The sequence below is a fragment of the Streptomyces sp. NBC_01537 genome, assembly GCF_045040445.1.
Taxonomy (GTDB): Bacteria; Actinomycetota; Actinomycetes; order Streptomycetales; family Streptomycetaceae; genus Actinacidiphila.
Window position 1 is genome coordinate 1,743,224 of record NZ_CP109392.1, and the last position, 24,000, is coordinate 1,767,223.

The window sequence follows — 24,000 nt, forward strand, 5'->3', positions numbered from 1 at the left end:
TTGCGGACATCGCGCGGCTGCGGGCAGGCTGCGGGCCGCTGTTCAAAGGCGAAAGGCGCACCTGCGGGCGGCTCGCGCTCGGCTGGGGACAGTGCGCGGCGGGTGCAGATTGCTGGGACTGACCTCGTAGATCAAGCAGCGAGTCGGTAGCGGGCCCGGTGGCGTGCAGCTGGATGTTGGCCCAGGCGATCGGTTCGGCGCCGGCCGCGGCGGGGCAGGCGAGCAGGAGCAGCGCCTCGGTGCGTCCCGGGTACGAGACCGCCCACTCCAGGGCGCGCATGCCGCCCATCGAGCCGCCGATCACCAGGGCCCAACGGCCGATGCCCAGCGCGTCCGCCAACTCGGCCTCCGCGGCGACCTGGTTACGCTGTGTCAGATACGGGAAGGGCCGGTGCTGCCCGCAAGGACCACCTGCCCGCGCTGCTGGACGCACGCGAGGCGTCGACGCGCAGCGCGCACTGGATGCGGACCGAGAAGCAATCGTGATCGTTTGATGACGAATCGTCATTGGACGTTCGGCTCATGCCGGCCGCATGCTGGGTCCATGCCGCCTACTGCCTTCGCGGCGGCCTGCGGGTCGCGCCCCCGCCGCACCTGGCTGACTCAGCGGCGCGTGGTCGACTTCGGCCGCGTCGGCGCCACTCACTGTCGCTGAGCGTCACGCTCGCGTCTTCGCCGATCGCGCCGACCTCGCCGATCTCGGCATCCTCGCCTTCCCCTCCCCGGCCACTGGCCGCGCTGTCTTCTTTCGCGACGCCCTCTGACCTTCCAGGAGTCCCCCGTGAAGTTCCTGCTGAACGACATCGTCGGCAACACGCCCGACGCGGCCACCGGTCACGTGCCGACCCAGCGCGAGCGCCTCCGCTCGGTCGTGGAGCGCGCCGTGCGTGCCGAGGAGCTCGGCTTCGATGCCGTGTCGGTCGGTGAACGGCACGGCGGCCACTTCCTGTCCTCCTCGCCCGCCGTCGTGCTGTCCGCCATCAGCGAGCGCACCAGCCGGGTGCGGCTGCTCACCGGCGTCACCGTGCTCAGCATCCTCGATCCGGTGCGGGTCGCCGAGGAGTACGCAACGCTCGACAACCTCTCCGACGGCCGGATCGAGCTCGTCATCTCCAAGGGCAACCACCCCGACCAGTACCGCCTCTTCGGCCTCGACGAGTCCCTCCAGTGGGACTACCTCTCCGAGAAGTACGAGCTGCTGCGACGGCTGTGGGGACCGGAGCCCGTCACCTGGTCGGGCCGGTTCCGTACGCCGCTGACGGCCGTCACCACCCAGCCCCGCCCGCTCCAGCCGCACATCACCGTCTGGCACGGCAGCGCCACCAGTGACCGCTCCACCGACCTCGCCGCCCGCCACGGCGACCCCCTGTTCACCGCCAACGGCTTCCATCGCAGGCCTCGTTACTCCGCCCTAGTCGACCACTACCGCGAACGCTGGGCCCATTACGGCCGCGACCCGAAGGACGCCGTCGTCGCCGCCAGCTTCCCAAGCCTGCTGGTCGCCGACACCTCGCAGAGGGCGCTGGAGCTCTTCCGGCCGGTGTGGGAGGCGTTCGCCGCCAGCCCCACGTTCAAGCACAACAAGTCGGAGATCACCACGGTGGAGGAGTTCGTCGGCGAGGGCTCGGCGCTCGTCGGCAGCCCCGCCCAGATCATCGACAAACTCGGCGAGTACCAGGAGCTGTTCGGCCATGAACTGACCGGCATCTCCGTCGAGCACACCCCGGCCGGGCTGAAGGAGGAGGCCCTGGAACGGTTCGCCACCGAGATCGCTCCCGCTGTGCGCGCGGACCGGCCCAGCCGGGTCCGGGCCGACTGAGCCGGGATTGTCAGCGCGTTACGCCGAGGCGTTCGAGGAGCAGTCCTTCCCGGGTGGACCACGGGCAGATCTCGACGACCTCCACCCCGCACGCCGTCATGAGGCTCTCGGCGATCAGGGCCCCGGCCAGGGACTGCTCGGCGCGGTGCCGGGAGATACCCGGCAGCCCGGCACCGCGGCGCGGGCGCGCGTCGGCGAGCAGGTCGATCGAGGCCCGCAGCCGGGGCAGACTCAGCTGTCCCCGAAGTCTCGGTGTCTTGTGCCCAGAAGCGCCGGCGAGGCGGGCGAGCTGCTCGAAGGTCTTGGAGCAGGCGAGCACGCGTCCACCCGGCTCGGCCTGGGGCACGCCGGGCCCCACGCTCAGGGATTGCCGCAGATGCCGCCGGACCTCGGCCAGGCGCCGCTTGGACGAGCCGGTGCCGGCGGGCAGCCAGTCCCGGGTGATCCTGCGGGCGCCGAGCGGCAGGGAGCGTACGACGCGGGGCTGATCGCCCGTACCCGAGGCGATCTCCACGGTGCCGCCGCCGATGTCCAGGACCAGCAGCGGGCCGGGCGCCGAGCCCGTCCACCGCTGGGCGGCCACGTAGGCCAGTCGTGCCTCCTCCTCGCCGGTCAGCACCCGCAGCCGGGTGCCCGTGGCCCGCGCCACCCGCGCGATGACGTCATCGCGATTGGGCGCGTCCCGGATGACGGACGTCGCGAACGGGAAGAACTCGGATCGGCGCAGCTGCGGATTCGCGGCGACCGCCTCCGCCACCGCCCGCTGCACGCTCTCCACCCCGGCCTTGCCCAGACGCCCCTTCCGGTCGAGTGCCTCGTGCAGTCTCAGCCGCACCTTGTGGGAGAACACGGGCTCCAGAGACCCGCCCGATCGCCACCGCACCACCGTGAGCAGCGCGCTGTGACACCCGACATCGAGCACACCTGCCTGCCGCACTCCACCAGCTCCCCAGCCCCCACGCGCTTCACCTGCGCTCGGTCCATTGAGTAACCAGTATGTCACCGATCGTGCCCGCACCCGTCGTCCGGCCGACTCATCGTCCGCCCCTTCTCAGGTGTTCCAGGAGTCCTTGGCCTCGGGTGTGGCAAACCATTCGGCATGGCCGAGGTAGTAGTCGTAGGCGAGGCGGGAGCTGTCGGCGGAGCCGATGACGCCGTGGGAGTAGTCCAGTTCGGACAGCGCGAACTCGGCGTGGACCAGGGGCAGCAGCTCGGGCAGGGCGGCGGTCTCGGCGGCGGTGAGCGGGCGGACCGAGGTGTAGCCCGCCAGGAGCGCGTCCAGGTGGTCGAGCTGGACGCGGACGGCGCCGCCGGGCAGGTCGAGCCACTGCACGATGTTGCGCTCGATGGCGGTCGCCAGGTCGTGCACGGCGGTGGTGCGGTCGCTGAGGCGTGCCCCGCCCCGGCTTCTGGGCCGACATCACCGATGCCGACGCCGTCGCCCGCGGCGAGCGCCCCGGCGCCCTGGCGTGCGCCCTGCCCCCCGCCGCCTTCGACGGCACCGCCCCCACCCGCTACGCCCGACGCGGACACATCCCCGGCAGCCTCAGCCTCTCCGGCCGTGACCTCCTGGACGGCACCGGCCGCTTTCTCCCCCGTACGGAACTCGCAGCCCGGGTCGACGCCGTCCTCCCGGCCCAGGACTCCCCGGTCGTCCTCTACTGCGGCGGCGGCATCTCCGCCGCGGCGGTCGCGCTCGCCCTGACCCTGCTCGGCCGCGACGACGTCACCCTCTACGACGGATCACTGGAGGAATGGGCCGCCTCCGAACGTCCTCTCGCCACCGGCGGCGCTGTGCCGACGCCCTTCGCGACCTGACGCGTCACCAACTGCGGGCCGCGATCTTGTAGGCGATGAGGATGGCCAGCGCCACGAGGAACGACGGTAGGGCGAGCCGCTTGGCCACCCGGGTGGTGAATCTCGTCACGCTCGCCGTGTACCTGGACAGGGAATTCTCCCCCGGGCGGCCCAGGTCGTAGCGCGCGACGGCGGCGACCACCAGCGCCACGAACCCCGTGACCAGGCACATGACCAGGAGGGGCACCAACCCCCTGTCCCCGGCGAAGTTCTCGATCTCCCGTCCTCCAGGGTGCTCATGGCTCCGGGACACTGACGCGTACGTCGCCTCCACAACGGCCATGACTGCCGTGACCCCCGCCATGACGGCCAGCGCCAGAGCACAGGCCGCCGCGATGGGAGCGCGTCTCGTCACGATCCAGGACCAGGCCGTCTGACGCCTCGCCGGAACCGGCACCGGCACCGGCACCGGCGGCGTTACGTGCGGAGGCCCGGGAGGCGGAGGGGGAGAGGGCGGGACGGCGGCGGTCTGGGTGGGCGCCGCCGAAGCGGCGGGCAGCACCTCGACGTCGACGTGGACGACGGAGGTGCCGACGACTCCCTCCAGGACGAGGTCGCCGCTGAGCCGCCCCGGCGTGGCGGTCTCCACGGACACGTCCAGTCCGTCGGAGGACTCCGTCGCGTGCAGCCAGTCGCTCTGCGGACGCGGCACACAGCTCCGCGCGAGCGGCGGACCCAGCAGCCGTACGGACTGGTGCGGCGTCGGGGTGTTCTGGCCGACCTGTCCGAAGTGCAGGTGTGCCGGGTAGGGGTTGACCCTCACCTCGTTCAGGGCGCGGGTCGCCTCGTCCGCGACCGCCCGGATGTCCTGGCGTGCCATCTCCTCCAGTGCCTCGCGCGCGCCCGCGGCCACGGAGAGGTCGGTGTGCTCCATCCGGCTTCGCAGCTCGATGATGGCCCCGCGGCGGGTGTAGAGGTCGGCGCTGCGCATGGCGGCCCGCAGGTCGTCCGGCACGGGCACCGAGGTGATCCGCCGCCGGTAGCTGCGGGCCAGGTAGAGGTCACCCTGCATGTCGACGCTGCGGCTGGGGGTCTGGTTCGGGTTCTCCTGGCGGACGCGGTCGTAGACGTACTCGTACAGCTCGTCCAGGGAGATCCGGCCGTCCTCGTCGAGGTCGGCCTCGCCGGTCGCGAGCCCGGAAACCACGGCGCTGGTGAAGACGGACGGCCGCGCACCGGCGTCCTCGGCGAGCTGGCTGCCCTCGAAGGCGTACTCCATCGAGTTCGACGCGGTGATGACGGCCCAGCCGCGCCCGCCGCCGAGCTTCTCGCCGGCGAAGGAGTCCAGCACGTGCGCGTCGCCCGCCGCCCGTGCCGTCGCGCCCTGGGAGAACGCGCCGCCGTAGCAGCAGTCCAGGAAGAGCGCGATGCTCCGGGCCCGGGTCACGGCCATGCAGCGCCGCACGAAGCTCGCCGGAACGGCCGTGGACGCCAACCGCCGGGGAAGGGTGTTGGAAGCCGCGAAGTACAGTTCCCCGGACTCGCTCTTCAGGCCGTGACACGAGAAGTGCACCACGAGGGTGTCCTTGGGGCGCCGGTCGGAGAAGAAGTCGTCGATGCGCATCGTGATGACGTGCGAGGGCTCGTTCCTGACCATCTGTACGTCGAAGTCACCTATCTGCGGATCGCTCAGGACGTCCCCGAGCGCCGCCGCGTCCTGAGCCGGGGACACCAACTGCCGCAGGCCGTCGTCGTGGTAGCGGTCGTTGGCGATGATCAACGCGTGCCGGGATTTTTCTTCCATGACCGCTCCTCGGCCGCTGCTTAGCGGCTACTGCTGAGCAGTGGCGTGCCGGTGGACGAAGAGTTCGAAGGCGTCCGTCACCTGACCCTGGCTGGCCTCGGAGATCTCCAGCACATCACCGTCCAGGGTCAGCCGCAGCGATGGACGGCTCTCCCGGCACCGGCTCCACCAGCTCTGCAGCACGGACACCACCTCGCGCAGCGCGGTCACGGAACTGCCCAGGGTGACCAGCAGCCCGCCGATCTCCACCACCCCCAGGGACCGCGCCCCGGGCGGGGCTTCCCCGGCCGGCACGGCGCTCACGTCCTCCACGTCGAGCTGGAGCAGTTCCTGTCGCAGGTAGCCGGTCAACAGGTCCAGCCGGGCAGGGTCCGAGCCATCGTCGGAAAGATGAATCTGCAATCGGTCTTCCACGGAACTGCCCCTTCTCTCGCAGGGGCGGCGCGGAGCGGACGGCTTATGACTCCACGTCCCTCGGGTCCAGTTTCACCCCGTCGCGGCGATGGCGCAAGAAAACACCGGGTGTGGACCGACGTGCACATCACCGAGAGGCGAGTAAAATTGCGCGAAGAACTCACCGCTGACACTTCGTCACCAATCTTCGCTTCCTTTACCTGACAAGAACCTGACTCGTTCTCGACATCGACGGCAGGTGGGGATGGCGCAAGAGGGCATGAAATACGAGTCGATCGAAGATCTCACACAAGAACTCCATGACGCTGTCGTGGACCTCCCTCAGGTCCAGCTCGATGGAACCCGACTGACCCTGACTGGGACGAGGATCCAGTACCACAAGAAATGGTCATTCCCGATCCGCCAGAGGGTGGAGTTCAAACTGATCTTCTACGGCGTGGAATCCTTCACGCTTGAAGATGAAGCACAGGTAGGAACGCTGCCAATCTCGCACTTCACCCGTGACGAGAAATCACAAATCACCACGGTGGTGGGGAATATTCCGGTCGCTCTCTCCGTGTACACGAGTGAGAACGGGGCGACCCTGGTCATCCGGAACTCAGAGCCGACCGACTGAGGGCGTGGCCCACGCTGGGCGCGGACCTGGATCAGGACGCGAGAGACGAAAGCGCGAACCGGACCACGACGGGCATCGGTGCGCCGAGTGCGTCGGAGGTGACCAGGACGCCGTCGGCCACGGTGCGGGCCTGTGCAGGACGGCCGTCCAGCCGGAGGGCCGTATCAGGGTCCAACAGTCCCTGAGCGGTCCTCAGCAGGACCTCGCCGGAGGCCGGGGCGTCGGCGATGAAGGCGTAGGCGTACCGGTCGTCGCGGGTCCAGCGGATCCACGGACCGCCGTCGCGCGGCTCGGCGGCGCCGGGCGCGAGCGGGCTGGTGGCGTGCACGGCGGGAGAATGGTGGGCCATCCACGCGGCGATGCCCTCCAGGACGGCCCGCTGCTCCTCGGGGAGGGTGCCGTCGGACTTCGGGCCGACGTTGAGCAGGAGGTTGCCGCCACGCGAGACGACGTCCACCAGCAGGCGTACCGCGGCGGCGGGTTCCAGCAGGTGCTCGGGGCCCTCGTTGCGGTTGTAGCCGAACGAGAGGCCGATGCCCCGGCAGTTCTCCCAGGGGACCGCCCCCGCCTCGTTCTGCCGGTTGGCCTGGTACTCGCTGGTCAGGTAGTCGGCGTGGGCCCCGTCCCAGCGGTCGTTGACCACACCGTCAGGGACAGCGGCGTAGTAGCGGGCGAACAGCTCCGGCAGGTCGGCCATGCCCGCATCCGGCCAGCCGATGTCGTTCCACAGGACCTCGGGGCGGTAGCGGTCGACCAGGTCGTGCACCTGGCGCAGCGCGTAGGCGGCGTACGCGGCCTCCTGGGGCCGGCCGTAGTCGTCGATGAGGTCCTCGTGGCGGATGACGGCACGCCGCCCCGCGTACCAGTCGAGTCCTCCGGAGTAGTACACGCCGAAGCGCAGTTCCCGGGCCCGTACGGCGGCGGCCAGGTCGGCGATCAGGTCGCGCCGCGGGCCCCGGTGCACGGTGTTGCGCGAACCGGTGCCGGGGGCGTCCCACAGAGCGATGCCGTCGTGGTGCTTGGTCGTCGGAATGACGTACCGGGCACCGGCCCGCGCGAACAGGTCGACCCAGTCCGCCGGGTCGAAGAGCTCGGCCTTCCACGCGTCGAGGAAGTCGTCGTAGGGACGGCCCCCATGGACTGTGCGGTGGTGCTCGTGGGCGGGGCTGCCCTCGATCTGGCTGGTGTTCCAGTACCACTCGGCATACGGGTTGTGGGCGAACCACACCTCGGGGTCGATGGCCCCCAGCTCACCCGTGGGCTCGGCCCAGGCCGGCACCGAGTACGCGCCCCAGTGGACGAAGATCCCGAACTTGGCATCGGTGAACCATGCGGGGATTGGCCGGCCTGTCATGGCACACCTCGTCAATACATCGGAGTGATTGCGCGGGACAACTCTAGAACACCCTTGCCGTTGGGGGTCAGAGGGTCCAATCCCGAATAATACATCGGATGTATCTGTATCACTGGGCAGAAGCAGCTTCAACGGTGCCGCTGCCGGCCATCCGCCTTCACCTCAGGTCCGGGCACGTGGGCCATACGGTCCATCCCGGGTACGCCATGTAGGTCTGGACGCCGTCCGCCGCCTCGGCCAGAACGCCCTGCGCATCGACCGACTGGATGTGGGTAGTCCGCCGGCATGTCGACTTCTCCAAGCACGTGACCCGGGTCTCCAGGCGCCCGCCCGGGGCACGGGGCCCCGAGCGGCACAACCCAGCGCCTGGCGGTTGGCATACGGGCCGATGGCATTGGTGATGGGCGCTCTCGTCCTACGCCTTGAGCAGGGCGGCAGCGAGCTCGGCGGGGCGGGTGAACTGGGCCTCGTGGCTGCCGGGGAACTCGATGACGGGGGTGTCGGCGCCGAGGCGTTGCGGGAAACGGGGGGTCCAGCCGAACTCGCCGGGGGGCAGGGCCAGGTCCTCGGAGCCCACGACGTAGGAGGCGGGAACGCCGAGCGCGGCCGGGTCGACAGGGGTGACGGTCTCGGTGAAGTAGCGCATGGGCTGGGGGACGAGGAGGCCGTTGATGAGCTGCTGGACGCTCGCGTCGGCGTCCTGCATGAAGGCGGCGGTGAGCACTTCGAAGGGGAAGAGGACGCTGTTGTTGCCGGATGCGGCGGCGATCTGGGTGAACATGTCCGCGTAGTGCGGCGGGACCTCGTCCATCAGGGACGCTCCCTCGGCCGGGACGAAGGCGCTCCAGTAGATGAGCTTGCGGAGCCGGGGGGCCAGCCGGGGCGCGGCGGCGGTGAGCGGGTAGCCGCCCCAGCTGTGGGCGACCAGGGTGACGTCCCGCAGGTCGTGGCGCTCGACGAGGTCGACGACGAAGTCGCCCACCTCCGCGAGGCTGTGCTTCTGGGGATCGTCGCCGTCCGCGAGGCCGGGCAGGTCGGGAGCCAGGACCCGGTGGCCGGCCGCGCGCAGCTCCTGGGCCACCAGGCGCCAGGTCCAGCCACTGTGGCAAGCACCGGAGATGAGGACGAAGGTCTCTGCCATGGCGTCTCCTTTGACGCTGAGGGTGCTGCCGTCCGAGACGGCCGCTGATGGCTGAAATATGGGCCGAATGTGAGACGATCGTCAAGTGATTGACACGAATGACTTTGGATCTCGACGGGATCCCGGGAGGCGCGCATGAAGCCGCGGTCGCTGGTCTTCGATTTGTTCGGTGACTATCTGCGTTACCGGGGCGGAGCCGTCAGGCTGCGCGACCTGGTGGCGCTGACGGGGTGCTTCGACGTCCCCGAGAGCACCGTACGCGTGGTGGCCGCCCGGATGCGCAAGGAGGGCTGGCTGGACAGCCGGCGCGAGGGCCGGGAGACCGTCTACGAGCTCACCGAGGCCTCCTGGCGGCTGCTCGACGAGGGCAGGGCGCGGATCTTCGCCCGTGCGCCCGGGCCGTGGGACGGCCGGTGGCACATGGTCATCTACTCGGTGCCCGAGGCCGACCGGGCGCTGCGCGAGCAACTGCGCAAGCGGCTGTCATGGCTGGGGTTCGGCCTGCTGTCGGCGTCGGTCTGGATCAGCCCGCACGACCGGGTCGCCGAGGTCCGGGAGAGCTTCGCCGACCACACCTCCGTGCGGCTCGACGCGCTGCACGCCCGTTCCGAGGGGGCCGCGGCGGACCGGGACATGGCGGTCAGGTCCTGGGACCTGACCGCCCTGAACAAGGACTACGCGGAACTGCTCGACCGTTACCGGCCCCGGCTCGCCGGCTACCGCGCCGGCGAGCTGCGCGGCCGTGACGCGCTGGTCGAACGCATGCACCTCATCCACGACTACCGCCTGCTCCCCTTCCGGGACCCGGATCTGCCGCCCGAGCTGCTGCCCCAGGACTGGGTCGGCCGGGCCGCGCACGAGGTGTTCCTGGAGGCCCACGGCCTGCTGCGAGCCGAGGCGGAGGCGTACGTCGACCGGCTCATCGGCGGATCGGGGGCCGGGAACTGATCGGGATGCGTTTCAAAAACTAGACGATCGTCCTGTGAATGTCGTACGTTGGTGCTCAGGCCATCCCGAAGGAGTGAGCGCCGCCGTGACGATCACCGATGAGCGTGCCGCGTTGGAGAGGCTCTACGCCGACTTCGACGCCGCACATCTGACCCCCCTGTGGACCCAGCGCGAGGGCCTGATGCCCGCGCAGCCGCAGCCGGACGCGAGGCCCGCCCTCTGGCGCTGGTCCGTACTCCACCCGCTCGCCGCCCGCAGCGGGGAGCTGGTGCCGGTGGGCCGGGGCGGCGAGCGCCGCGCCATAGCGCTGGCCAACCCGGGCCTGCCCGGCACCGCCTACGCCACCCCCACCCTCTGGGCCGCGATCCAGTACCTGGGCCCGGGCGAGGAGGCCCCGGCGCACCGGCACACCCAGACCGCGTTCCGCTTCGTCGTCGAGGGCGAGGGGGTGTGGACCAACGTGGAGGGCGACCCGGTCGCCATGCGCCGCGGTGACCTGCTGCTCACCCCCGGCATGCACTTCCACGAGCACCACAACACCACCGACCGGCCGATGGCCTGGATCGACGGCCTGGACATCCCGCTGGTCCGCCAGCTCGACGCCGGGTTCTTCGAGTTCGGCCCCGACCAGCTGGCCACCCGGGCCACCCCCGCCGCATCGCGCAACGAACGCCTCTGGGGCCACCCCGGTCTGCGCCCGGTAGGAGCGCCGCCCACCCCGGCATCGCCGCTGATGGCCTACCGCTGGGAACACACCGACGCCGCCCTCACCGCCCAGCTGGAGCTGGAGGAGGAAGGCTTCCCGGGCGTCGTCGAGCCCGGCCACGCGGTCGTACGGTTCACCGACCCCGCCACCGCGCGCGACGCGCTGCCGACCATCCGTACCGAAATGCACCGGCTGCGCGCCGGGACCCGCACCGCGACCACCCGGGTGGTCGGCTCCGCCGTCTGGCAGGTCTTCGACGGCAGCGGCACGGTCACCGTCGGCGAGGAGCGGTACGAGGTCGCGACCGGCGACCTGTTCGCCGTGCCGTCCTGGGCCCCGGTCACGCTCGCCACGGACACCGGCCTGGACGCCTTCCGGTTCTCCGACGACCCCGTCTACGAGGCCATCGGCCTGGCCCGCACCCACCGAGAGGAGCCCTCCGTATGAGGCTCGCAACGATCCGTACCGCCGATGGCACCCGAGCCGTACGGGTGGACGATGACGCCGCCGTCGAACTCGGCCACGCCGACCTGGGCGGGCTGCTGCGCCGCCCGGACTGGCGCTCCGAGGCCGCCGCCGGGGACGGACCCCGGCACGAACTGGCCGGGCTGGACTACGCGCCGCCCGTCCCGTCCCCGGAGAAGATCCTCTGCGTCGGGCTGAACTACCGCAACCACATCCTGGAGATGGGTCGCGAACTGCCCGAACACCCGGCGCTCTTCGGCAAGTTCGCCCGCGCGCTGGTCGGCGCCCACGACCCGGTGACGCTGCCCGCCGGATCGGCGGCCGTCGACTGGGAGGCCGAACTCGGCGTGGTCATCGGGGCCGAGGTCCGGCACGCGACCCCCGAGCAGGCCCGCGCCGCCATCGCCGGCTACACCGTGGTCAACGACGTCACCGCGCGCGACTTCCAGTACCGGTCGCCCCAGTGGCTCCAGGGCAAGACCTTCGAGGCGAGCACCCCGGTGGGCCCGTGGCTGGTGACCGCCGAGCCGGGCGACGCACCCGTGTCGAGCGAGCTGACCTGCACGGTGGACGGCGAGCTGATGCAGAAGGCCGACACCGCCGACCTGGTCTTCGATCCGGCGGCCCTGGTCGCGTACATATCGCAGATCATCACCCTCGTACCCGGCGACCTCATCGCCACCGGCACCCCCGGAGGCGTCGGCCATGCCCGCAAGCCCCCGCGCTATCTGACCGAGGGCAGCGAGCTGGTGACCCGGATCGAGGGCATCGGCGAGTGCCGCAACACCCTGGTGAGGGGCTGACCATGCGCATCGCTGTCGTCGGCGGCGGCCCCGGTGGTCTGTTCTTCGCCGCGCTGTTCCGGCAGGCCGACCCGTCGGCCGAGGTGACGGTGTTCGAACGCAACCGCGCCGACGACGCCTTCGGCTTCGGGGTGGTCTTCTCCGACCGTACGCTCGCCGGCATCCACGAGGCCGACCCACTGCTGCGCGAGGCGCTGGACGAGCACGGCCGGCACTGGCAGGACATCGAGGTACGGCTGAAGGGCGAGCGGATCCGCTGCGGCGGCAACGGGATGGCTGCGATCTCCCGCCGCACTCTGCTAGCGCTGCTCCAGGAGCGCGCCCGGGAGCTGGGCGCCGAGCTGCGCTTCAGCACGGAGGCGGAGCCGGCCGACCTGGAGGGCTACGACCTGGTGGTCGCCGCCGACGGGAGCGGTTCCCGTACCCGTGACCGCCTGGAGGAACGGCTGGAGTCGTCGGTGGAGACAGCGGCGGCCAAGTTCATCTGGTTCGGCACGGACTACATGTTCGACAGCCTCACCTTCGTCCACGAGCGCGGCCCGCACGGTGTGTTCGCCGTACACGGCTACCCCATCAGCGCGGACGTGAGCACCTTCATCGTCGAGACCGACGAGGCGTCGTGGCGGGCGGCCGGACTGGACGCCTTCGACACGACCCAGCCGCCGGGACCCAGCGACATCGTGAGCAAGGCCTACCTGGAAGAGCTGTTCGCCGAGCAGATCGACGGACACCGGCTGCTGGTCAACAACTCCCGCTGGGGCAACTTCCGCACCCGCCGCACCCGGCGGTGGTACGTGACCGAGCCGCAGCCGGTGGCCCTCCTCGGCGACGCCGCGCACACCGCCCACTTCTCGGTCGGCTCCGGCACGAAAATGGCCATGGAGGACGCGATCGCGCTCTCGGCCGCGCTGGCCAAGCACGGCGACGACCTCCCGGCCGCACTGGCCGCCTACGAGGCGGCGGCCCGGCCGTCGGTCGAGGCGATCCAGGGTGCCGCCCGTCCCAGCCTGGGCTGGTGGGAGCACTTCGGGCAGTACTACGACGCCTTCGAGCCCTGGCAGTTCGCGTACCACTTCCTGTCCCGCAGCATCACCGACGCGCGGCTGGCCAGGCGGGCGCCGGAGTTCGTACAGGCCAGCCATGAGCAGTGGCACGCGGCCCACGGCGCCGCCCCCCTGAACACCCCGCTGGACGTGGCCGGATGGCCGCTGCCCGGCCGGGCCGTAGTGGTCGAGGCCGACGGCGCCGCCCGCCCCGCGAACGGAACCGGTGCCCCGCTGCCACTGCACGCCGAGCCGGCTACGGGGCCCTCGCCCTGGGGCGCGTGGATCGCGGCCCCCGACGACGAGTCCGGCCTTGCCGCCGCCCGGCAGGCCCTTGCCGCCTCCGCGTCGGCAGGCCCGGCGCTGGTCGCCGTGCACGGGGGAACGGCGTACACCCGCACCCTCCTCGCCGAGCACACCCGGCTGCACCACGGGCTGCCCGCCCTTGTCGTCGACGACGGCATGGACCGCGACCAGGCGGTCACCACGCTGCTGTCCGGCCGGGCCGACCTCGTCGGCGGCTCCACCGCGACTGTCTCGAACTGGGAGGTCGGCCGATGACGGTCACGGACCCCGCCGCCACCGCCACCACCGACGCCCTGTTCGCCCCGCGCGGCCTCGCCGTCGTCGGCGCGTCCCGCGATCCGGCGAAGCTGGGAGCCGCGCTGGCGCGCTCGGTGGGCGGGTTTCCGGGGTACGTCGGGCTGGTCAACGCCCGTAACCCCGATCCGTCGGCCGGGCTCCACGGCTCCGTACGGGAGGCCGCCGAGCACGGCCCCGTGGACCTGGCGCTGATCTGCGTCCCGGCCGGGGGATGCGCGGGCGCGGTCGCCGAGGCCGCGCAGGCCGGTGCCCGTGCGGCCGTGGTCTACGGTGGCGGGTTCGCCGAGGCCGGTCCGGAGGGCGAGCGCCATCAGCGCGATCTGGCCGAGGTGGTCGCCCGCACCGGGATCCGGCTGCTCGGGCCGAACACCTCCGGCTTCCTCGCGCCGGGCCATGGCCTCACCGCGAGCTTCGTGCCCGGAGCGGCCGACGTGCCGACCGGCAGGATCGCCGTCGTGGCGGCCAGTGGCGGCGTGAACCACGCGCTGGCCTTCATGCTCGCCGAGGCCGGTCACGGGGTGAGCCTCGCCGTCGGGCTGGGCAACGGCGTCGACCTGGCCGCCGAGGACGTCCTCGACCACCTGGCGGGCGACGGGCAGACCACCGCCGTCGCCCTGCACATCGAGTCGGTCGCCGACGGCCGACGACTGGCCGGCGCCGTCGCGCGGCTGACCCGCACCCGCCCGGTCGTCGCGCTGGTCGTCGGCCGTCATGACGTCGGCGCGTTCGCGGCATCGCACACCGGCGCCCTCGCGACCTCGTGGCGCATCACGCGCGCCGCTCTCGCGCAGGCCGGGGCGGTACTGGTGGACGACGAACGGGAACTCGTCGACGCGGTCGGCGCGCTGTCGCTGACCCGGCTGTCCCCGTCCGCCGATCCGGGCGTGGGGCTGGTGACCGCACAGGCCGGGCCCGGTCTGCTGCTGCTGGACGAGCTGCGCGGCCGTGGCGCCGCCGTTCCCGAGCTGGGCGAGGACACCCTCCGCGTACTGGCGCGGGAGCTGCCCCCGCTGACGTACCAGCGCAACCCGGTGGACACCGGCCGTCCCGGCCCCGGCTTCGGGGCGGTGCTCGACGCGGTCGCGGCCGACCCGGGCGTGGCGCTGGTGGCGGCGTACGCGCTGCACGAGCCGGACGCCTTCGACCTGCTGAAGGCCGTGGACGCGTACGCGGGCACGGCGGAGGGCACTCCTGTGCTGCTCGGCGTCGGCGGTGCCGGGGCCGAGGTCCGCCGCACCCGCCGGGCCCTGCTCGACCGGGGCGTGCCGGTCGCCGACGGCCCGCACGGCCTGGCCGCCATGGCCGGGGCCCTGCTGGCGGACGCCCGCGCCCGGCACCGCAAGGGGGATGCCGAGCCGGAGAGTGCTGCCCGTCTCCCCGAGCCCGGCCCGGGGCCGTGGGACGAGGACCAGGCCAAGGCGCTGCTGGGCGCGCTGGGCGTGGCGACCATGCCGCGCCGGGCGTGCGCCGACCGGGCCGAGGCCCATGCGGCGCTCGCCGAACTGCCCGGGCCGTTCGCGGTCAAGCTGCTCGACGCGTCCGTGCTGCACAAGACCGAGATCGGCGGGGTCCGGCTCGGCATACGCACACCGGCCGAGCTCGACGCCGCCCTCGACGCGCTCGAGGCCGCCGGTGCCGGACGCTTCCTGGTGGAGTCGATGGCTCCCCCGGGCGTGGACCTGGTGGTCGGTGCCCGACGGGACCCGGTCTTCGGCCCGGTCGTCGTGGCCGGCCTCGGCGGCACCACCGCCGAGGCGCTGGCCGACGTGGCCGTACGGCTTGCCCCGCTGAGCCTCGAAGAGGCCGCCGCGATGCCGACCGAGCTGGCCGGACGCGACCTCCTCGACGGCTGGCGCGGCGGACCGGTACTGGACCATGCCGCGCTCGGCGAGGTGGTGGTGGCCCTGGGCGATCTGCTCGCCACGCATCCCGGCCTCGCCGAGATCGAAATCAATCCGCTGCGGTTGACCGCACAGGGCCTGTTTGCCCTGGATGCTGTATGTATCGCCACTGTCCCGGAGGTGTCCGATGGCCGCACCCATCGCTGAAGGTACGGTTCCGTGGCCCGAGGCCGACGCCCGGCACTACGCCGAGGCCGGGTACTGGGCCGGCCGCCCGCTGGGTGACCTGCTGCGCGAGACCGCCGACCGTACGCCCGGCGCGACAGCGCTGGTCGACGGCGAGCTGCGGCTGACCTTCGCGGAACTGGCCGAACGCGCCGACGCGGCAGCCGGGCGGCTGCTCGATCTCGGCCTCACGGCCGGGGACCGGATCGTGGTCCAGCTCGCGAACGGCTGGGAGTTCACCGTGCTCACCTGGGCGTGTCTGCGGGCCGGCATCGTGCCGGTCATGGCGCTGCCCGCCCACCGCCGCAGCGAGCTGGCGTATCTGGCCGCGCACTCCGAGGCCGCCGCGATCGCCGTCCCCGACCGGCTGCGCGACTTCGACCACCAGGCGCTCGCCCACGAACTGGCCAAGGAGGCCGCCGGGCCCTGGCACGTCCTGGTCGCCGGGGACGACATCGCCCCCGGCAGCGTGGACCTGCGCGCGCTGTGCGCGCCGGGCGACGACCCGGCGGCGGACCGGGCGCGCTGCGAGGCCGCACCGCCCGGCAGCCGCGACGTCGCGGTGTTCCTGTTGTCCGGCGGCACCACCGGGCTGCCCAAGCTGATCGCCCGCACCCACGACGACTACGCCTACAACGCCCTCGCCAGTGCCCGGGTCAGCGGCATGGACGACACCTCGGTCTACCTGGTGAGCCTGCCCGCCGGGCACAACTTCCCGCTGGCCTGCCCAGGCATCCTCGGCACGCTACTGGCGGGCGGCCGGGTGATCATGCTGCCCTCTCCCGAACCCGTACGGGTCTTCGCCACGGTCGCCGCCGAGCAGGTCACCCACACCGCCGTGGTGCCCGCCGTCGCCGGCCGCTGGCTGGAGCACGCCGACCGGCACGGCGCAGGGCAGCTGGCCACCCTGCGGGTGCTCCAGGTCGGCGGGGCCCGGCTGGCCGACGAACTGGCCCGCCGGATCCGGCCGGTGCTCGGCGCGACCCTGCAGCAGGTGTTCGGCATGGCCGAAGGGCTGCTCAACTACACCCGCCTCGACGACCCGGATGACGTCGTCTGCACCACCCAGGGCCGGCCGATGTGCCCGGACGACGAAGTACGGCTCGTCGACGAACTCGACCAGGACGTCCCCGTGGGCGAGCCCGGCTCCCTGCTCACCCGCGGCCCCTACACTCCCCGCGGCTACTACCGGGCGCCCGAGCAGAACGCCCGCGCGTTCACCGCCGACGGCTGGTACCGCAGCGGCGACATCTGCCGCCTCACCCCCGAGGGCAATCTGGTGGTCGAGGGCCGCGACAAGGACATGATCAACCGCGGTGGCGAGAAGATCTCCGCCGAGGAGGTCGAGAACCTCGTCTACCGGCTCACCGACGCCGCCCAGGTGGCGGCCGTGGCCATGCCCGACACCGAACTGGGCGAACGCGTATGCCTCTACGTGGTCATGAAGCCGGGAAGCGGCGCGATGACCCTCGACCGGATCCGCGAGGCGATGGACGGGGCCGGGGTGGCCCGCTTCAAGCTGCCCGAACACCTCGTCGTCGTCGAGGAGCTGGCCGCCACCAAGGTCGGCAAGATCGACAAGAAGGCGCTGCGCGCCGACATCGCCGAAAGACTCACCCGACTCGCCCGGAGCACCTGATGAGCGTCCCGAAGCGTCACGACACCGCCTCGACCCTGCCCTGGATGCGCGAGGGCACGACGTTTCTTCTCGCGGTGACCGACCGGCTCACCGACGGTCACCTCCGCGAGCCCAGCGCCCTCCCCGGCTGGACCCGGGCACACGTGATCGGCCATGTCGCCCGCAACGCCGAGGCCCTGGGCCGACTGGCGGCCTGGGCCCGTACCGGCGTAGAGACCCCGATGTACGCCGACCAGGCACAGCGCGCAGCCGAGATCGAAACCTCGGCCGCGCTGCCCCCGGCCACGCTGCGCGAGGACCTGCGATCCACGGCGGCGGACCTGGAGAACGCCCTCGACGCCCTCGACGCCGGCACCTGGCAGGCCGAGGTGCGCAGCGCGCTGGGCCGCGCGATCCCCGCCGCCGAGATCCCCTGGATGCGCGTACGGGAGGTATGGCTGCACGCCGTCGACCTGGCGGCCGGGGCCACCGTCGCCGACTTGCCCCCCGACGTGATCGACACCCTCCTCGACGACGTCTGCGGCATGCTCTCCACCCGCCCCCAGTGCCCGGCGGTCCGCCTCGCCCCCCTCGACCGCGACCGTACGTGGCGGCTCGGCCCGGAGGACGAGGAACCCGCCGTCATCGACTGGACGGCCGCACGCCTGCTGTCCTGGGTCACCGGGCGCAGCGCCGCCCCCGCGCCCGTGGCGTCCGTGACGCTTCCGCCGTGGCTCTGACCCCGGACCCTCTCTTCCGGGTTGGGGGTAGGCCGCTCGCCTGAGGCGAAGCGGGCTGGCCCAACCCGCCCGCACCCGGCAACGGGCCGTACCCCGCGCGGACCGGGCCCATGGGCCTGCACGTCTCGCCGCCGGGTGCGGCCCGGTGGCCGGTTGCGGTTTCCCGGGCGGCCCGCAGGCCGGTGGCCGGGTTGTGCCAGCCCGTCCCGCCTCAGGCGGACGGCCTACCCACAACCCGGGGTCGTACGTTGCGTTACCCCGCGCCCGCTAGGGCGCAGCCCCGGCAGGGTCAGGTCGCCCAGCCCAGCTCGGTGGAGATGCGCTTGGCGGTCTCCACTAGTTCCTTCGCGACGGAGTCGACCTCTTGGGGGGTGGCCAGCTCGTCCGGGATGACGACGGACATGGCCAGCGGAAGCGGGTCGGTGGCGGCGAACACGGGGGCGGCCACGGAGGCGATGCCGGGGATGACTCCGCCCGACGAGACGGCGAAGCCGTCGGCGGTCACCTGTTGCCGCAGTTCCTCCACCTTCGCCTGGGACCAGCCGGATGCGGGCCGGGCGAGAGCACGGGCGACGAGGTGGTCGGTCATGACGGGCGGCAGGTGGGCGAGGAAGACCCGGCCGATCGAGGAGCCGAGCAGCGGCAGGGTGCTGCCGATGCGGACGACGATGGGCAGTGCGTGGGATCCGTAGGCCCAGTTGACGACGAGGGGGCCGTGGTCGCCCCACACCGCGACGTTCACGGAGTGTCCGGTGCGGTCGCGGAGCTGGGGGGCGTGGCCGGAGACGACGGCGACCTCGTTGGTGCGCCGCAGGGCCTCCGCCCCGAGCCGGCGCATGGTCGGCCCGAGGTCGTAGAGGCCGGAGTCGGTCGCCTGGGAGGCGAGGCCGACGCGGCAGAGGCTGACGAGGTAGCGGTGGGCCTTGCTGGGCTGGGTGTCGCTGGCGCGGGCGATCGCGGAGAGGCTCATCGGGCCGGCGCTCTGCTCCAGTGCCATGAGCACCCGCATCGCCGTCTCGACCGACTTGATCCCCTGACGGTCGTCCGTGTCCCCGTCCTCTGTCATCCCACGCCCCTTCTCTCCCAGGTGATGCTATATGCGCTCGGGAGCCAGGACGATGTCGAAGACAACGTCGGTCCAGGTGGTGGCCGGTTCGCGGCCGTCGGGCGCGGGGTCGGTGGGCGGGTGCCGGGTGAAGGGCTTGATCAGGGACTCCTTGACGCCGAACACCGCGTCCCGGGCCAGCAGTTCGTCGCCCTCGACGAAGATGTGCGTCACCAGGCGGCGCAGGCCGGGGGCGGTGACCATGAAGTGCAGATGCGCCGCGCGCATGGGTGACCGGCCGGTGGCGGCCAGGAGGTCGCCGACCGGGCCGTCGTGCGGAATGGGATAGGGGGCGGGTGTGACGCCCCAGAAGCAGTAGCGGCCCTCCGCGTCCGTGAACAGATGGGCTCGCCCCGCCGTGCGCCCGTCGCCGTACTGCACGTCGTAGTGGCCGTCCTCGTCGGCCTCCCAGACCTCGATACGGGCCCCGGCGACCGGCTTGCCCTCGGCGTCGGTCACGGTCCCGCTGACCCGGCACGGCTCCCCGGCCGCGCCCCCGGTGATGTCGCCACCGGGTTCGACGCGCGGGGAGTCCGCCACGAAGAAGGGGCCGAAGACCGTGGCCTCGGTGGCCTGGCCGTGTACCGGATGGTTCACGCCGATGGTCAGCATCGACGCCCCGAGCACGTCGGAGAGCAGGATGAACTCCTGCCGGGTGTCCGTCGTGATGTGTCCCGCCCGGGTGAGGAACCGCACGGCGGCCTCCCACTCGGCCTCGGTGAGGCGTACTTCGCGGATGAGGGCGTGCAGATGGCGGACGACGGCGTCCATCACCTCCCGGAGCCGCTCGTCGGGCGTCCTGGCGAAGCTCGCCAGCACCTTCTCGGTCACCAGCGCCTCGCTTCGCGCCTGGTCCGCATCGGTCTGTCGCGTCATGGCGTTCCTTCCAGCGGCACAAGCGGCACGGCTTCGGGTTCCAGCCCCGCCCAGGCGCGGTGCAGCAGCGTCCGTATCTGTTCCCGGGAGACGGGGCGGGGGTTGGAGGGCGGGATTTTCTCCAGGGACAGGCTCGCGGCCTCGTCCAGGTCCTGTTCGGCGAGCCCCAGGTCGGCCAGTCGCCTGGGCGCGTCCAGTGCCGCGTACAGCGCGGAGAGCCCGGCGACCGCGCTGCTGCCGTCGCCGAATCCGGCGCCGGCCAGAGCCGACGCGAGACGCGTGGCGGCCCCGGGCACAGCGGCGGCGTTGAAGCCCACCACGTGCGGGAGGAGCACCGCGTGCATCGCCGCGTGTTCCAGGTCGTACGCCCCGCCCAGGACGTGGCAGATCTTGTGGTGCATCCCGGATCCGGCCCCGGCGAAGGCGACCGCGGCGAGATACGTGCCCTCCAGGCATTCGTGGCGGGCCGCGATGTCCTGGCCGTCGGAGCGTACGACGGGCAGGCCCGCCGCCAGGCAGCGCAGGCCCTCCAGGGCGGAGGCGGTGCTGACCGGGTTGGCCTGGGGAGCCCACAGGGAGTCGACGCAGTGGGCCACCGCGTTGAGCCCTGAGGCGACGGTCAGGCCGGTGGGCAGGGTGAGGGTCAGCTCGGCGTCGTAGATGACGGTGCGGGGCAGCACCACCGGATCGCTGCCGTTGGTCTTGCGGCCGTCCTCGGTGATGCCCCACACGGGTGTGGCTTCCGAGCCGGCGTAAGTGGTGGGCACCGCCAGGATCGGCAGGCCCTCGCTCAGGGCCACGGCCTTCGCCGTGCCGGTGGTGGACCCGCCGCCCACCGACACCAGCAGGTCGGCGCCCGCCTCCCGGGCGGCGCGTCGCGCCGCCCGGGCCACCTCGATCGGCACATGTGCCCGTACGCCGCTGAACTCGGCGACGACCGGCAGTCCGGCCACCAGCTCCCGCGCCAGGGGCAGTTCCGACTCGCCGGCCACGAGCAGCAACCGGGACGCCCCCAGGCGCTTCACCTCGCCGGCCAGTTCGCCTCGCGCCGCGCCCGCGCCGAAGACGACACGCTGCGCGAGGCCCTCGTAGTACGTCGTGCCGGTCGTCATCCCCGGGCACCGCCGGCCTTCTTGCGCGCCATCGGGACGAGCACCGCCGCCGTGGCTCCGATCAGGCCGGGGATGGCGAAGGCGAGGAAGTTCCACCGCACCGACAGCGAGGAGGCCAGGATGAACGCGCCCAGGCTGGGGCCCGCGATGGCGCCGAACCGGCCCACCGACAGGGCCCAGGCCAGGCCGTTGCCCCGCAGGTCGTCGGGGTACCGGGTGGCGATGAAACCGTTCACGAGCATCTGGGCCCCGATGAAGCCGAATCCGGCCACGAACATCAGCAGGTAGAGGAGGGCGACTGCCGGGCCGGTGCTGATGAGCACCAGGCTGGCGCTGCTCACCAGGAAGGCCACGATGACGACCCGCTTCGGGCCTATGGCGTCGGCGACCCTGCCGCCGGCGATCACGCCGCAGCCGACGCCCAGCCACATCATGGCGGTCTGCAGCAGTGCCGATCCGAGCGGGTATCCGGCCGCCTGCATCATGCTGGGCAGCCAGGTGGTGATGCCGAAGACGAGCAGCAGTCCGCAGAAGCACATGACCCAGAACAGGATCGTGACGGCCAGGACATCGCGTCGCAGCAGTTGCGCGAGCCCGAACCAGCGGCCGGCGGCACCGCCGGAGGCGAGTGTCGGCTCGGGCAGCCCGAAGTGCTCGTTGAGAGCGGTGGCCCGGTCCCGGCGGCCGGTGTTGAGCAGGTGGACGGGGCTCTCCGGCAGGCGGAGGAGGAAGGGGACGATGGCGATCGCCGGGACGACCCCGATGAGGTAGAGCCACCGGTACGCCCCGTGCGGGAGCAGAACCGAGGCGAGCAGCGGGGCCGAGAGGCCGCCGAAGGCGTAGCCGCTCATGACGGTCGCGATGTTGCGGTTCCGTCGGCCGGGGGTGCTCAGGTCGGCGACGTAGGAGTTGAGCGTCGGCATCACTATGCCCAGCCCGAGGCCCGTGACAAGCCGTCCGGCACCGAACAGGGTGGAGTCCGGGGCCACGGCGCTCAGCACCATGCCCGCCGAGAACAGCCCGACGCTGCCGATGATCAGCGCGCGGGGCCCCATGCGGTGGACCAGCGCACCGGCGAGTCCGGCGCCCGCCAGCATGCCGATGGCGACGAGCGATCCGATGGCGCCGGCGCCGATCTTGTCGACGCCCAGGGAGCGGTCGGTGACGATCGCGGGAATGGACGCCCCGAAGACGGCGAGGTCGTAGCCCTCCAAAGAGGCGATAACCCAGCCGATCACCAGCAGCGTCACGGGTCTGATGACGCGGGTGACGCTGGGGACGCGCGCCTGCGTGGTCGTGGTCGTGGTCATGTCGGTCCTTCCTAAGCCTGAGCCGTCGTGAGCGGTGATGGTGAGGAGGAGATTCCGCTGCCGAGCCGGGCGGCCAGGTCGGCCACCAGGGCCTCGGTGGCGGCTGCGGTGTCGGCGGTTCCGAAGACGTAGAAGTCCGGGCGGACGAGGACGGCGGCGCAGGCGTGTGCGTCGAACCACCTCATATAGGTGCCATCTGTGTCAATGGCCGCTTCCGTGCTGCTCTGGGTGCTCTGGGTGATCTCGGTGCCCGTACCGACGACCGCGACGCCGAGGCCGATGGCGCGGGCCTGGTCGAGGAGGCCGGGAGAAAGGGCCCGATGCAGCCGCTCGTGCAGGACGAGCTGGAAGCCGTGGCCGAAGTGCTCGTCGAATCGGGCCGTGCGGTCGCCGCGCAGGAGCCGGCCCTGCACCATGAGCTGGCCGCTTGCCGGTGTGTCACCATCGGCCAGCAAGCCTGGGCCGAGGCCGGGGAAACGTATCTTCTCGGAGTGGTGGCCGCCCCGCCGCCGCTCGATGTACTGCCGGTCGCGCTCGGCCGCCTTGGCCGGGTCGCGCAGTGTCTGGATACGTCCGAGCTCGATGCCCTTCTCGATGACGGCCCGCACATGCGGTTCGCGCTCGGACTGATAGGTGTCCAGCAGCCCGTCGTCGGCGCGGCCGCGCAGCACGGCGTCCAGCTTGAACGCGATGTTCTGCGCGTCGCGGATGCCCGAGCACATGCCCTGCCCCAGGAACGGCGGCATCTGGTGCGCGGCGTCCCCGGCGAGCAGGACACGGCCGGTCCGCCACTGGTGCGCCACCCGGGAGAGGAAGGTGTACGTCGCCACCCGGATGAGCTCCGCCTGCTCCTGGCGCAGATAGGGCTTGACCCGCTGCCAGACGAGCTCGGGACGGGACTCGGCCGCGAACGACTCCTCCGCGTCGAGCATGAAACTGAACCGGTGGTGGCCGGGTCCGATGGAGATGATCGACTGCGGCTGTGCCGGATTGCAGACCTGCTGTGCCATCGGCAGCTCGACCGGTTCCGTCAGCTTGAAGTCGCAGACCATCCACGGCTCGGAGAATCCGTAGTCGTCCTGGCCGATGCCGAGCCACTGCCGGGTGAAGCTGTTGCCGCCGTCGCAAGCGACGACGTACCGCGCCTCGACCGGGCCGTCCGCCTCGCCGGCGCCGCCGTCCAACTGGACCCGGACGCCCGCCCCGCTGTCCTGGAGGCCGGTCACCCGGCTGCCGAAGCGGACCTCCACCCCGGGCAGGGACCGGCAGACGCCGTCCAGCGCGTCCTCCAGATCGGGCTGGTACATCATGTACCACTCCGCCCAGCCGCTCCGTCCGGTCTCGGCGAACTCGTGCTCGATGAGCAGCTCGCCCTCGCCGTTGCGCCACTCGTACGTCCGCTGGATGTGCAGCTTCGGCAGGAGCGACTCGGCGATCCCGAGAAGGGCGAAGGTGCGCATCGTCTCGTCGTCGAAGATGGCCGCCCGGGGCAGGTTGTAGAGGCTGTCGTACCGTTCCAGGACCACGACCCGGTGGCCCGCCCGGCCGAGGAGGGCGGCCGTGGCCATGCCGACCGGCCCGTAGCCGATCACTGCGACGTCATACATGGGTTCTGTCTCTTCCCTCGTGCTCTTCCTTCGTGCTCTTCCTTCGTGCTCTT

The 24,000-nt window shown here is 71.9% G+C and carries 20 protein-coding genes and 2 pseudogenes; 10 read left to right on the top strand and 12 right to left on the bottom strand.

Annotation, left to right across the window (positions count from 1 at the left end; translation table 11 throughout):
- Nucleotides 1-160 precede the first annotated feature (160 nt).
- Nucleotides 161-433, bottom strand: a pseudogene (locus OG607_RS08130) (homoserine O-acetyltransferase); the annotation flags it as partial.
- A 348-nt stretch (nt 434-781) separates the two neighbouring features.
- Between OG607_RS08130 and OG607_RS08135 the strand changes: the two are divergent.
- The gene (locus OG607_RS08135) at nt 782-1,819 is read left to right on the top strand and encodes an LLM class flavin-dependent oxidoreductase (protein WP_405720524.1); all 1,038 of its coding nucleotides are present in this window, start codon (nt 782-784) and stop codon (nt 1,817-1,819) included.
- 10 nt (nt 1,820-1,829) lie between these two features.
- Here OG607_RS08135 and OG607_RS08140 read toward each other — a convergent pair whose 3' ends face one another.
- Nucleotides 1,830-2,756 (bottom strand): Ppx/GppA phosphatase family protein, encoded by a 927-nt coding sequence (locus tag OG607_RS08140; RefSeq protein WP_405720527.1) that lies wholly within the window; start codon nt 2,754-2,756, stop codon nt 1,830-1,832.
- A gap of 114 nt (nt 2,757-2,870) precedes the next feature.
- Nucleotides 2,871-3,188 carry a hypothetical protein gene (locus OG607_RS08145; RefSeq protein WP_405720529.1) on the bottom strand — a complete coding sequence of 106 codons (318 nt, stop codon included), beginning with the start codon at nt 3,186-3,188 and terminating at the stop codon, nt 2,871-2,873.
- Between the two features lie 23 nt (nt 3,189-3,211).
- Between OG607_RS08145 and OG607_RS08150 the strand changes: the two genes are divergently transcribed.
- Complete coding sequence (locus OG607_RS08150; protein WP_405720532.1) at nt 3,212-3,637, top strand: sulfurtransferase; 426 nt, start codon at nt 3,212-3,214, stop codon at nt 3,635-3,637.
- 4 nt (nt 3,638-3,641) lie between these two features.
- Here OG607_RS08150 and OG607_RS08155 read toward each other — a convergent pair whose 3' ends face one another.
- A complete protein-coding gene (locus OG607_RS08155) occupies nt 3,642-5,420 on the bottom strand; it encodes a caspase domain-containing protein (protein WP_405720535.1) in 1,779 nt (592 codons plus the stop codon).
- A gap of 27 nt (nt 5,421-5,447) precedes the next feature.
- Complete coding sequence (locus tag OG607_RS08160; RefSeq protein ID WP_405720538.1) at nt 5,448-5,834, bottom strand: hypothetical protein; 387 nt, start codon at nt 5,832-5,834, stop codon at nt 5,448-5,450.
- A 244-nt stretch (nt 5,835-6,078) separates the two neighbouring features.
- Here OG607_RS08160 and OG607_RS08165 point away from each other — a divergent pair, with 244 nt between their 5' ends.
- Nucleotides 6,079-6,450: a hypothetical protein gene (locus OG607_RS08165; RefSeq protein WP_405720541.1), complete on the top strand. Its 372-nt coding sequence runs from the start codon at nt 6,079-6,081 to the stop codon at nt 6,448-6,450.
- A gap of 31 nt (nt 6,451-6,481) precedes the next feature.
- On the opposite strand, the gene OG607_RS08170 is transcribed toward OG607_RS08165, so the two are convergent.
- A complete protein-coding gene (locus tag OG607_RS08170; protein WP_405720544.1) occupies nt 6,482-7,804 on the bottom strand; it encodes an alpha-L-fucosidase in 1,323 nt (440 codons plus the stop codon).
- Nucleotides 7,805-8,219: 415 nt separating this feature from the next.
- Entirely contained in the window at nt 8,220-8,945 is a 726-nt protein-coding gene (locus OG607_RS08175; protein ID WP_405720547.1) for an alpha/beta fold hydrolase, read from the bottom strand.
- 135 nt (nt 8,946-9,080) lie between these two features.
- Here OG607_RS08175 and OG607_RS08180 point away from each other — a divergent pair, with 135 nt between their 5' ends.
- The 7 genes from OG607_RS08180 to OG607_RS08210 all read left to right on the top strand — a co-directional run bounded on the left by OG607_RS08180 (nt 9,081) and on the right by OG607_RS08210 (nt 17,937).
- The gene (locus OG607_RS08180) at nt 9,081-9,893 is read left to right on the top strand and encodes a PaaX family transcriptional regulator C-terminal domain-containing protein (RefSeq protein ID WP_405720550.1); all 813 of its coding nucleotides are present in this window, start codon (nt 9,081-9,083) and stop codon (nt 9,891-9,893) included.
- An 85-nt stretch (nt 9,894-9,978) separates the two neighbouring features.
- Nucleotides 9,979-11,046 (top strand): cupin domain-containing protein, encoded by a 1,068-nt coding sequence (locus OG607_RS08185; protein ID WP_405720553.1) that lies wholly within the window; start codon nt 9,979-9,981, stop codon nt 11,044-11,046.
- Entirely contained in the window at nt 11,043-11,867 is an 825-nt protein-coding gene (locus OG607_RS08190; RefSeq protein WP_405720556.1) for a fumarylacetoacetate hydrolase family protein, read from the top strand. The genes OG607_RS08185 and OG607_RS08190 overlap by 4 nt, the downstream gene beginning before the upstream one ends.
- Nucleotides 11,868-11,869: 2 nt before the next feature.
- Nucleotides 11,870-13,471 (top strand): FAD-dependent monooxygenase, encoded by a 1,602-nt coding sequence (locus OG607_RS08195; protein ID WP_405720559.1) that lies wholly within the window; start codon nt 11,870-11,872, stop codon nt 13,469-13,471.
- A complete protein-coding gene (locus OG607_RS08200) occupies nt 13,468-15,561 on the top strand; it encodes an acetate--CoA ligase family protein (RefSeq protein WP_405720562.1) in 2,094 nt (697 codons plus the stop codon). The genes OG607_RS08195 and OG607_RS08200 overlap by 4 nt, the downstream gene beginning before the upstream one ends.
- Nucleotides 15,542-17,218, top strand: a complete 1,677-nt coding sequence (locus OG607_RS08205; RefSeq protein WP_405720565.1) for a (2,3-dihydroxybenzoyl)adenylate synthase — start codon at nt 15,542-15,544, stop codon at nt 17,216-17,218. Before OG607_RS08200 ends, OG607_RS08205 begins: the two co-directional genes overlap by 20 nt.
- Complete coding sequence (locus tag OG607_RS08210; protein WP_405720568.1) at nt 17,218-17,937, top strand: maleylpyruvate isomerase family mycothiol-dependent enzyme; 720 nt, start codon at nt 17,218-17,220, stop codon at nt 17,935-17,937. Before OG607_RS08205 ends, OG607_RS08210 begins: the two co-directional genes overlap by 1 nt.
- A gap of 289 nt (nt 17,938-18,226) precedes the next feature.
- On the opposite strand, the gene OG607_RS08215 is transcribed toward OG607_RS08210, so the two are convergent.
- From OG607_RS08215 to OG607_RS08235, 5 genes and pseudogenes are all read right to left on the bottom strand, one after another.
- Nucleotides 18,227-19,003, bottom strand: coding sequence for an IclR family transcriptional regulator (locus OG607_RS08215; RefSeq protein ID WP_405720571.1), 777 nt, complete (start codon nt 19,001-19,003; stop codon nt 18,227-18,229).
- A gap of 27 nt (nt 19,004-19,030) precedes the next feature.
- Nucleotides 19,031-19,918, bottom strand: coding sequence for a dioxygenase (locus OG607_RS08220; protein ID WP_405720574.1), 888 nt, complete (start codon nt 19,916-19,918; stop codon nt 19,031-19,033).
- A complete protein-coding gene (locus OG607_RS08225) occupies nt 19,915-21,030 on the bottom strand; it encodes a maleylacetate reductase (protein ID WP_405720576.1) in 1,116 nt (371 codons plus the stop codon). Before OG607_RS08225 ends, OG607_RS08220 begins: the two co-directional genes overlap by 4 nt.
- Entirely contained in the window at nt 21,027-22,340 is a 1,314-nt protein-coding gene (locus OG607_RS08230) for an MFS transporter (RefSeq protein ID WP_405720579.1), read from the bottom strand. The genes OG607_RS08225 and OG607_RS08230 overlap by 4 nt, the downstream gene beginning before the upstream one ends.
- Before the next feature lie 11 nt (nt 22,341-22,351).
- Nucleotides 22,352-23,950: pseudogene (locus OG607_RS08235) on the bottom strand (bifunctional 3-(3-hydroxy-phenyl)propionate/3-hydroxycinnamic acid hydroxylase); the annotation flags it as partial.
- Nucleotides 23,951-24,000: the final 50 nt, after the last annotated feature.

Coding starts and splice junctions, on each gene's coding strand:
- OG607_RS08170 (WP_405720544.1), bottom strand. CDS start 7,804: ATGACAGGCCGGCCAATCCCCGCATGGTTCACCGATGCCAAGTTCGGG.
- OG607_RS08215 (WP_405720571.1), bottom strand. CDS start 19,003: ATGACAGAGGACGGGGACACGGACGACCGTCAGGGGATCAAGTCGGTC.
- OG607_RS08200 (WP_405720562.1), top strand. CDS start 13,468: ATGACGGTCACGGACCCCGCCGCCACCGCCACCACCGACGCCCTGTTC.
- OG607_RS08180 (WP_405720550.1), top strand. CDS start 9,081: ATGAAGCCGCGGTCGCTGGTCTTCGATTTGTTCGGTGACTATCTGCGT.
- OG607_RS08165 (WP_405720541.1), top strand. CDS start 6,079: ATGGCGCAAGAGGGCATGAAATACGAGTCGATCGAAGATCTCACACAA.
- OG607_RS08220 (WP_405720574.1), bottom strand. CDS start 19,918: ATGACGCGACAGACCGATGCGGACCAGGCGCGAAGCGAGGCGCTGGTG.
- OG607_RS08205 (WP_405720565.1), top strand. CDS start 15,542: ATGGCCGCACCCATCGCTGAAGGTACGGTTCCGTGGCCCGAGGCCGAC.
- OG607_RS08190 (WP_405720556.1), top strand. CDS start 11,043: ATGAGGCTCGCAACGATCCGTACCGCCGATGGCACCCGAGCCGTACGG.
- OG607_RS08225 (WP_405720576.1), bottom strand. CDS start 21,030: ATGACGACCGGCACGACGTACTACGAGGGCCTCGCGCAGCGTGTCGTC.
- OG607_RS08230 (WP_405720579.1), bottom strand. CDS start 22,340: ATGACCACGACCACGACCACGCAGGCGCGCGTCCCCAGCGTCACCCGC.
- OG607_RS08195 (WP_405720559.1), top strand. CDS start 11,870: ATGCGCATCGCTGTCGTCGGCGGCGGCCCCGGTGGTCTGTTCTTCGCC.
- OG607_RS08175 (WP_405720547.1), bottom strand. CDS start 8,945: ATGGCAGAGACCTTCGTCCTCATCTCCGGTGCTTGCCACAGTGGCTGG.
- OG607_RS08210 (WP_405720568.1), top strand. CDS start 17,218: ATGAGCGTCCCGAAGCGTCACGACACCGCCTCGACCCTGCCCTGGATG.
- OG607_RS08155 (WP_405720535.1), bottom strand. CDS start 5,420: ATGGAAGAAAAATCCCGGCACGCGTTGATCATCGCCAACGACCGCTAC.